We start from the raw sequence: 3,775 nt of genomic DNA on the forward strand, positions 1-3,775 counted from the left end.
ACCGCCGCCCAGTTGGGCGAGTTGGGCGTGGCATGGCCGTTGGCCGCGCCGGCCGCCATCACCGAGGCGCCCGGGTTGGCCGCCAGCACCCCGGCCAGCGAGGTGCGGTTGGGGACGTAGCTCATCTCCTTGGCCATGGCCGTCTGCCACGTGGTGCCGGCCAGCGCCTTGACCACCTGGTAGGCGAGTGCCTGGTGCTGCGAGGCCTGGGGGATCAGCAGGTCGGAGCCGCCGGTGAACACCGCGCCGGGGCGGTCGGCGGTCTTGCCGGGAATCGGGAAGAAGCCGAGCTTGTCCTTCATCGCCGGGTTGGCCGTGATGATCGCGTCGGCGCCGCCGGGCACCGAGATGATCTGCGCGCTCCTGCCCTTGGCGAACACGTCGGCCTGCGGCGGCTTGGCCTCGTCGGAGTCCTTGGGCCCCTTGCCGAGTGCCTGCAGCTTCTTGTAGAACTCCATGCCCGCCGCGGCCTGCGGGGTGTCCAGCGTGCCTTTCCACTTCCCGTCGGCGCCCTTGACCGCCAGATCGCCGCCCTCGTCCCAGATGAAGCCGGCCAGCGCGTACCAGGTCTGGCCGGCCAGGTAGATGCCGTCGTTGCCGCCGGTGTCGAGCTTGGCGGTGTCCGCGATCCACTCGTCGCGGGTCCTGGGCGGGGTGGTGATGCCGGCCGCCGCGAACAGGTCCTTGTTGTAGATCACCACGCGGTTGGCCGCGTACCAGGGAATGCCGTACTGCTTGCCGTCGATCTTCCCGGGGTCGGCCAGGCCCGGTATCCAGTCGGCGCCCTGGAGGTCGGTCACCTTGCCGCTGAGATCCTCGACCCCGCCGCTGGCCGCGTACTGGGCGACCTGGGTGTTGCCGACCTCCATCACATCCGGGGCGTCCTTGCTGGCCAGCGCGCTGGTGATCTTCTGGCCGATGCCGTCCCACTCCTGGATCTGGATGTCCAGGGTGGTGCCCCGGTGGGCGGCCTCGAAGGCGGCCTTGAAGCGGCGCAGGAAGCTGTCGGACACGCTGTCGCGCATGATCCACACGGTGAGCCGGGCCGGCTTCGCGGCGTCGCCGGCCGAGCCGGACGAGCCGGAGGAGGACGAGCCGCAGGCAGTCAGGCCGGCCAGGCAGGCGGCGAGGGCGAGGGCGGCGGCGGGAAGGTATCTGGATCTCACGGGAGGTCACCTCGGAGAGGAGCGGAAAGGGAGCAGGAGGGGGCAGCGGAGAGCAGGGGAGGAGCCGGGGAGAGCGGCTGGGCCGGCGGGAGCAGCGGGACGAGCGGGAGCGGCGGAACTTACCACTTCGCAACTGGTCTGGTACTGGTGAGAGAAGGTGGCATAGACCAGTGAGGGCGTCAAGAGTTCGCGCCGACTGGCTCCCGCCGGTCGTATACGCCCTAGCCCGTAGGGATCTTCCGTGCAATCCGTGCTTCGGGCCGACTCGGCACGGCTGGATCCCGGCCCTCTGCTGGTGAGGTGATCAGTGGCGTACTGGCGCACTGGTCAACCTTTGATAGCCTCAACTGGACAACACCGCTGCGGAAAGGGACACCCGTCATGGACAGGGAACCGTCGCGCTCGGCGCTGAAACGCGAACGGGTCCGCGATCACCTGCTGGAACTGGTGGAATCACGGGCGCCCGGCGACCCGATCCCCTCCGAGCGCACCTTGTGCGAGCAACTCGGCGTCTCCCGCCCGACCTTGCGCTCGGCCGTCGACGAACTGGTCACCACCGGGCTGCTGATCCGGGAGCACGGCCGGGGCATGTTCGTCGCCCGCGCCAAGATCACCCAGGAACTGGTGCCCGACGCGAGTGCGCACCGGCTGCCGCGGGCCTCCGGCAACTGGGCAAGCCGCGTACTGGAGTTCACCGTCGTCCAAGCCGGCGCCCGGGTCGGCCGCAAGCTGCACATCTCGCCCGCCGCCGAGATCACCTACATCGCCCGGCTCCGGCTGGTCGACGGCGAACCGATGGCCATCGAGTACCTGCATGTGCCGGCCGCCCTGGTCCCCGGACTGAGCCCGGCCGACATGGAGTCCGGCGACTTCTACGACGTGCTGCGCGACCGGCACCGGGTCCGGGTCCACGAGGCGGTCCAGTCCATCGAGCCCACCGTCACCAACGAGGAGGAGGCCCGCCTCATCGGCGTCCCCGTCCTGTCGCCCGCGCTGCTCTTCGAGCGCCTCACCAGGGACGACACCGGCCGTCCCGTCGAGTACGTGCACTCCGTCTACCGCGGCGACCGCTACCGCATCGTCTCCCGCCTGTCGCTGGGCGACGCCCCGGCCCCGGCCGCCCCCTTCACCGGCGCCCGCCACCACCCCGGCATCCCCCCGGGCGACCTGGCCGGCCGGGGCGACGTCGGGGCGCTGATGGTGGGAGATGTCCAGCCGGCGGAATGAGGGCGCCCCCGGCGGGATGCCGGGGAGAGGCGCGCCACGGCCGGGGGCCGACGGTCAGGGCGCCGAGCCGGCCTGCTGCTTCGCGGCGGGGCGGACGGGGTGAGGGGGATGGGCCGGCGCGTCGGTGCGCGGGGGCCGGGAGTCCGCGGCGGGGGCGTCGGCCGTCGCGGCCGGCGGCCGCGCGGTCAGCAGCGGATCGACGGTGAGGTGGAGGGCGCCCAGCGGCTCGGCCATCCGCCGCAGCGCCGACTCGGAGAGCCGGATCCACGGCTGGGTGGGCCCGAGCACCGTCCGCAGGCGCTGGTCGCTGGTGAAGGCGACCGCGGTGCGGTTGCCGAAGGGGGTGCGCCACAGCAGCACCACCGCTCCGGCGGGTCCGTGTCGAACCGGTACGAACAGTGACCGTGTCAGCGGGCGGGCGGCGGGAGCGCCCCCGTCCGGCGGAGGGTCGGATGCGTCGTCAGTGGTGGGGGCGGCGGGACGTTCGCCGTCGGTCGGCTCGCCGGGGGGCGGGCTGATACGGGCGTCACGTGCATGCACCAACCGTAACCCCGGCACGGGGTGCCGCGTCCGGTCTGCCCAGCCCGTGGACGGCGTCGGCGGCGGCTACGGGGTCGGGCGGCCGGCCATCGGCGCGGCGGAGGGGAAGTCGTAGCGGACGGCGGTCAGGGTCTGGGGAGATCTCCCACAGGCGGGTGGCCGTCGGGCGGTGGCGGGCCCGCGCCGAGGGCGTGACGAGCGCGGGGGCGCCGCGCAGGGAGCCCCGGCCGCGCGGCGCGAGGAAGGTGCCGCCGGGCAGGCCGGGCAAGGTGGCGGCGCAGAGGGCGGGCAGGGCGCCGGTGAGCGGCCGGACCGCCACCAGCGCGTTGGGCACCGCCAACAGGGTCCGCAGCAGGGCCGGCTGGCCGGTGGTGAGCAGCGAGGTGGCGGTGTACCCCGGGTGCACCGCGTACGCCCGCAGGGTCAGGCCCGCCGCGCGCGCCCTGCGGTCGAGTTCGGCGGTGAACAGCAGGTTCGCCAGCTTGGAGTTGGCGTACGCCCGCACCCGGCCGTAGTGCCGCTTGGACTGCAGGTCGCGGAAGTCCAGCCGCCCCAGCGTGTGCAGCCGGCTGCTGACGGTGACCACCCGCCCCGCGCTCGCCGCGGCCAGGGCCGGCAGCAGGCGGCCGGTCAGCGCGAAGTGCCCGAGGTGATTGGTGCCGAACTGCAGCTCGAAGCCGTCCGCCGTGGTCCGCCGCGGTGTCGCCATCACCCCGGCGTTGTTGACCAGCAGGTCCAGTGCCGGGTACTCGTCCAGGAGCGGTCGGCGAAGTCCCGTACCGACGACAGGTCCGCCAGGTCGATCCGGTGCACGTCCACCCGGGACCGCGGCGCGGCCCGCC

4 protein-coding genes are annotated in these 3,775 nt (G+C 73.2%); 1 reads left to right on the forward strand and 3 read right to left on the reverse strand.

All coding sequences use genetic code 11. The features are described from left to right. The coding region (locus GA0115240_RS12350; RefSeq protein WP_093736728.1) for an extracellular solute-binding protein at positions 1–1,166 on the reverse strand (1,166 nt) is incomplete at its 3' end. Positions 1,167–1,547: 381 nt separating this feature from the next. On the opposite strand from GA0115240_RS12350, the gene GA0115240_RS12355 reads away from it, so the two are divergent. Further along, complete coding sequence (locus GA0115240_RS12355; protein ID WP_093736729.1) at positions 1,548–2,393, forward strand: GntR family transcriptional regulator; 846 nt, start codon at positions 1,548–1,550, stop codon at positions 2,391–2,393. 54 nt (positions 2,394–2,447) lie between these two features. Here the strand turns inward: GA0115240_RS12355 and GA0115240_RS12360 are convergent, their stop codons facing one another. Both GA0115240_RS12360 and GA0115240_RS12365 read right to left on the reverse strand, forming a co-directional pair. Further along, positions 2,448–2,753 carry an SAV_915 family protein gene (locus GA0115240_RS12360; protein WP_346267939.1) on the reverse strand — a complete coding sequence of 102 codons (306 nt, stop codon included), beginning with the start codon at positions 2,751–2,753 and terminating at the stop codon, positions 2,448–2,450. A gap of 166 nt (positions 2,754–2,919) precedes the next feature. Next, positions 2,920–3,690, reverse strand: a complete 771-nt coding sequence (locus GA0115240_RS12365) for an SDR family NAD(P)-dependent oxidoreductase (RefSeq protein ID WP_093736730.1) — start codon at positions 3,688–3,690, stop codon at positions 2,920–2,922. Between the last annotated feature and the right edge of the window lie 85 nt (positions 3,691–3,775).

It is taken from the genome of Streptomyces sp. DvalAA-14, from assembly GCF_900091855.1.
Classification (GTDB): domain Bacteria; phylum Actinomycetota; class Actinomycetes; order Streptomycetales; family Streptomycetaceae; genus Actinacidiphila.

What these genes read in the sequence shown, in the direction of transcription:
- GA0115240_RS12355 (WP_093736729.1), top strand. Translation starts at nt 1,548, where the DNA reads ATGGACAGGGAACCGTCGCGCTCGGCGCTGAAACGCGAACGGGTCCGC.